At 64.9% G+C, this 4,684-nt stretch carries 5 protein-coding genes; all 5 read left to right on the top strand.

The genetic code is table 11. From position 1 onward, the window contains the following. Positions 1–187 precede the first annotated feature (187 nt). The 5 genes from ftsE (at position 188) to rpoH (ending at position 4,459) form a co-directional block, all read left to right on the top strand. On the top strand, positions 188–874 hold the full coding sequence (gene ftsE, locus ACVOMF_RS20490) for a cell division ATP-binding protein FtsE (RefSeq protein ID WP_481510910.1): 687 nt from the start codon (positions 188–190) through the stop codon (positions 872–874). Next, positions 871–1,839: a permease-like cell division protein FtsX gene (gene ftsX, locus ACVOMF_RS20485; RefSeq protein WP_481510909.1), complete on the top strand. Its 969-nt coding sequence runs from the start codon at positions 871–873 to the stop codon at positions 1,837–1,839. Before ftsE ends, ftsX begins: the two co-directional genes overlap by 4 nt. Before the next feature lie 7 nt (positions 1,840–1,846). Then, the gene (locus tag ACVOMF_RS20480; RefSeq protein ID WP_282272954.1) at positions 1,847–2,689 is read left to right on the top strand and encodes a response regulator; all 843 of its coding nucleotides are present in this window, start codon (positions 1,847–1,849) and stop codon (positions 2,687–2,689) included. Continuing rightward, on the top strand, positions 2,686–3,405 hold the full coding sequence (gene ung, locus ACVOMF_RS20475) for a uracil-DNA glycosylase (protein ID WP_481510908.1): 720 nt from the start codon (positions 2,686–2,688) through the stop codon (positions 3,403–3,405). The genes ACVOMF_RS20480 and ung overlap by 4 nt, the downstream gene beginning before the upstream one ends. A gap of 178 nt (positions 3,406–3,583) precedes the next feature. Further along, on the top strand, positions 3,584–4,459 hold the full coding sequence (rpoH, locus tag ACVOMF_RS20470) for an RNA polymerase sigma factor RpoH (RefSeq protein WP_282272958.1): 876 nt from the start codon (positions 3,584–3,586) through the stop codon (positions 4,457–4,459). Positions 4,460–4,684: the final 225 nt, after the last annotated feature.

The following is a 4,684-nucleotide window of genomic DNA, read 5'->3' as shown; positions in this document are numbered from 1 at the left end:
TGTTTTTTTTTTTGGGGGTGTCTTCCCTGGGGGGGGGGGGGGGGGTTGGTTTTTTCTCGTTGTGTTGGCGCGCCCCCTGCGCCTCGCGCGCCCCCCCACTACAGGTTTCGCTCTGCCGAGCACGGCTCGGCACTACACGTGACCTGTATCCCCCGCAGTCCGCCCGCGCTCCTGCATAATCAGCACGATGAGCGTCCTGCGTTTTGACAATGTCAGCAAACACTATGCCGGTGGCCATCAGGCGCTGCTGGATGTCAGCTTCGAGGTGGCGGCCGGCGAAATGCTGTTCGTCACCGGGCACTCCGGTGCCGGCAAGAGCACCTTGCTCAAGTTGATCCATCTCAGCGAGCGGCCCAGTCGTGGCGCGGTGATCTTTGGCGAGCGCAACCTGCTCAAGGTGCGCGGCGGTAAGGTCGCCCTGCATCGGCGCGAAGTCGGCGCGGTCTACCAGGACCACCGCCTGCTGGTCGATCGCAGCATCGGCGAGAACGTCGCCCTGCCGCTGATCCTGCGCGGCGACCGCCGTGCCGATACCGGCAAGCGGGTGCGCTCGGTGCTGGAGCGGATGGGCCTTGGCCATCGCGAGAAGGCGCTGCCCAGCGAACTGTCGGCCGGTGAGCAGCAGCGCGTCGGCATCGCCCGCGCGATTGTCGCCGAGCCCAAGTTGCTGGTGGCCGACGAGCCCACCGGCAATCTTGATCCGACCCTGGCCGCGGAAATCATGACCTTGTTTGCCGAGCTGCCGGCGCGCGGCACCAGCGTGCTGGTGGTCAGCCACGACCTGGCCCTGCTCAAGCAGATGCGCAAGCGCGTGTTGATCCTCGACCACGGCCGTCTGGTCGATGACATCTCGCCGCAGGACTTGGCCGAATGACTAGCAGCAACAGCAGCGAGAAGTCCGCAACGAACACCAGCACGGCGGCACCGTCGCGCCTGGTTACCTGGATCAACCACCATTTGCACAGCGTGGTGTTCAGCCTCGGCCGCGCACTGCGCAGGCCGTGGGCAACCGCGCTGACGGTGGCGGTGATGGCATTGGCCCTGGCACTGCCGTTGGGGCTGTCGATCGGCCTGGACAACCTCAAGCATTTCTCCGGTAGCGTGCAGCAGTCGCGCGATATCAACTTGTTCCTGAAGACCGATGTGGACGGCGCCGCCGCACAGGAGCTGGCCAAGACCCTGCGTGCACGTGCCGATGTGCAGCAGGTGCAGCTGCGCACGCCGGACGAAGGCCTGGCCGAGTTGCGCGAGAACGCCGGTCTGGGCGAAGCCATCGATGCGCTGGGTGAGAACCCGCTGCCGACGCTGCTGATCGTGACTCCGGCCGATGGCGCCGACGCAGCCCTGGCCAAGTCGCTGGAAACCCTGCCGCAAGCCGATCTGGTCCAGCACGACGCACTCTGGCGGCAGCGCCTGGATGGCTGGCTGAACTTCGGCGCACGCCTGGTGCAGGTGTTGTCGGTGCTGCTGGGCCTGGGTGCAGCGCTGGTGGTCGGCAATACCGTGCGCCTGGACATCCAGGCACGGCGTGAGGAAATCGGTGTGCTGCAGTTGCTGGGTGCCAGCGACGGTTTCATCCGCCGCCCGTTCGTCTATCTGGGCGCGTGGTACGGGCTTGGTGCGGGTGCGCTCGCCTTGGGCCTGATCGGCGTGTGCGGGCTGGCCCTGCGCGCGCCACTGGCCAATCTGTCGCAGAGCTACGGCAGTCCCTTCATGTTGCATGGCCTGGATCTGCTGCATTCGGGCATGGTGCTGGTTGGCACCACGATCCTGGGTTGGTTGGGGGCATGGCTGGTGACCGGTCACTTCCTCAGGCAGACTCGCCCGACCGAAACCTGAGGCCCGCATGTCCACGCACGAGCTCAAGCACCTGATCAGCGACGCGCCGCGGGTAATGGTGGTCGATGGATCCAAACTGGTACGGCGCCTGATCAGCGACGTGCTCAAGCGCGAACTGCCTGATGTCGAGGTGGTTGGCTGCGCCAGCATCGCCGAGGCGCGCGAAGCGCTGGCCGCTGGCCCGGTGCATCTGGTCACCACTTCGCTGGCTCTGCCCGATGGCGATGGCCTGGCGCTGGCGCGAGGCGTGCGCGAAACCGCCGGGCAGGCCTATGTGCCGGTGATCGTGGTTTCCGGCGATGCCCAGCAGCATCTGGAACAGCGCCGCTTCACCGAATACGTCACCGACTATTTCGACAAGGCGCTGGGCCATGAAGCCTTGGCGACCTTCATCCGTGGTTATGTGCAGCCCGAGCCGGTGGCCAATGCGACCGTGCTGTATGTCGAAGACAGCCGCGTGGTGGCCGAAGCCACCAAGCGCATGCTCGAACGCCACGACCTGCATGTCGTGCACGTGCTTACCGCCGAGGATGCGTTCTCGCTGCTCACCGCCGAGTCGCTGGGCCGCACCACACGGCAGGTGGACCTGGTGCTGACCGACGTCACCCTCAAGGGCGAGCTCAGCGGCCGCGATGTGGTCGAACGCATCCGCGTCGACTTCGCCTACGGCAAGCGCCGCTTGCCGGTGCTGGTGATGACCGGTGACAGCAATCCGCACAACCAGTCGGCGCTGCTGCAGTCCGGCGCCAATGACCTGGTGCAGAAACCCATCGAAGAGCGCCTGCTGGTGACCAAGGTGTTGTTCCAGCTGCGGCTGGCGCGCATGGCACAGCCGGCGGTGGTGCTGTGAGCGAGGACGGCGCACAGATCCAGCTTGAGCCCAGCTGGAAGGCGCACATTGGCGATTGGCTGCTGCGCCCAGAGATGCGTGAATTGTCGGCCTTCCTGCGCAAGCGCAAGGCAGCGGGCGCACATGTGTTTCCGCCCGGCCCGGAAATCTTTGCCGCCTTCAACGCCACCCCGTTCGAGCAGGTCAAGGTGGTGGTGCTGGGGCAGGACCCGTACCACGGTTACGGCCAGGCGCATGGCCTGAGCTTCTCGGTGAAGCCGGGCGTGCCGGTGCCGCCGTCCTTGCTCAACATCTATAAAGAGATCGAGGCCGACCTGGCCATCCCGCGCCCGGACCACGGCTGCCTGCTGCCGTGGGCGCAGCAGGGCGTGCTGCTGCTCAATGCGGTGCTGACCGTGGAAGAGGGCAAGGCAGGAGCGCATCAGGGCCGCGGCTGGGAGGGTTTCACCGACCACGTGGTCGATGTGCTCAACCGCGAGCGCGAAGGCCTGGTGTTCCTGCTGTGGGGCGCTTACGCCCAGCAGAAGGGCAAGGTCATCGATACCCGGCGCCACCGCGTGTTCAAGGCGCCGCATCCCTCGCCGTTGTCGGCCCACCGGGGCTTCCTCGGTTGCCGCCATTTCTCGCAGGCCAATGACTACCTGGCCCGCAACGGCCAGGCCCGGATCGACTGGCGGCTGCCGGCCTTGGCCGATCTGGCGCCGTCTGATCGCTGAACTGCCTTGATTGCTGTCATATCGCGGTGACCTTGGCTTTGCTACCTTGGTGGGGTTGGGAATGCCGTCGTTGCTGTCGCCTATTCAGGTTTGACCTCGAGTTTGCGAACAAAAACAGAACGCTGGAACTTTTTCTGTACTGAGCAGTCCAATAGTTCGACTGCTAAGATGAGGTCCTATGAACCTGAACACCTCTACTGCCCTTGTGGCAAACAATCTCCCGATCCCCAGTGCGCTCGGTTCGCTGGACGCCTACATCGGTGCCGTGCACCAGATCCCGGTGCTGTCGGTCGATGAGGAGCAGGAACTGTCGCGTCGCTTCCGTGACGAGCAGGATCTGAACGCCGCGCGTGAGCTGGTGCATTCGCACCTGCGCTTCGTGGTGCACGTGGCCCGCGGTTACAACGGCTATGGCCTGCAGCTGGGCGACCTGATCCAGGAAGGCAACATCGGCCTGATGAAGGCGGTCAAGCGCTTCGATCCGGACATGGGCGTGCGCCTGGTGTCCTTCGCGGTGCACTGGATCCGTGCCGAGATGCACGAGTTCATCCTCAAGAACTGGCGCATCGTCAAGGTCGCCACGACCAAGGCGCAGCGCAAGCTGTTCTTCAACCTGCGCAAGTCCAAGACCCGCCTGGGCTGGATGAACGCCGCCGAGGTCAGCGCCGTCGCCAAGGATCTGAACGTCTCCGAGCGTGAAGTGATGGAGATGGAATCGCGCCTGTCCGGTCGCGACATCGGCTTTGATGCGCCGTCGGATGAAGACGACGATCATGCGCCGCCGTCGCCGGCTGCGTATCTGGTCGCGCGCGATGAAGATCCGTCGCAGGCCTATGAGCGCGAGGACAGCGAAGACAACCAGCTGAGCCTGCTGCGCGAAGGTCTGGCCAAGCTCGACCAGCGTTCGCGCGACATCATCGCCCGCCGTTGGCTGGAAGCCGACAGCAAGGTGACGCTGCAGGAACTGGCAGATGAGTACGGCGTGTCGGCCGAGCGCATCCGCCAGATCGAAGCCAACGCGCTGAAGAAGATGAAGGCACTGTTCGCCGCCTGAGCAAGGCAGCAGCAGTAACACGAAGGCCCGGGGAAACCCGGGCCTTCGTTTTTGTAGTGCCGAGCCATGCTCGGGAAGAGGCCTTATCGGTGGCGGTTGGTCCGTGCATGAAGCCTCTGCCGAGCATGGCTCGGCACTACGGACGGGGTTCTGGTAGAGCCCCTGCCGAGCATGGCTCGGCACTACCGGTGAGCTTTACCGGGTAGATTCGGCATTCCTCTTGGT

This window comes from Stenotrophomonas sp. STEN022 (assembly GCF_056760155.1).
Note: the sequence above shows the minus strand (reverse complement) of the source record. Positions and strands in the feature narration are given on the sequence as shown.

Excerpts from the sequence above, each read along its gene's own strand:
- ftsE (WP_481510910.1), top strand. The coding sequence starts at position 188 with ATGAGCGTCCTGCGTTTTGACAATGTCAGCAAACACTATGCCGGTGGC.
- ftsX (WP_481510909.1), top strand. The coding sequence starts at position 871 with ATGACTAGCAGCAACAGCAGCGAGAAGTCCGCAACGAACACCAGCACG.
- ACVOMF_RS20480 (WP_282272954.1), top strand. The coding sequence starts at position 1,847 with ATGTCCACGCACGAGCTCAAGCACCTGATCAGCGACGCGCCGCGGGTA.
- rpoH (WP_282272958.1), top strand. The coding sequence starts at position 3,584 with ATGAACCTGAACACCTCTACTGCCCTTGTGGCAAACAATCTCCCGATC.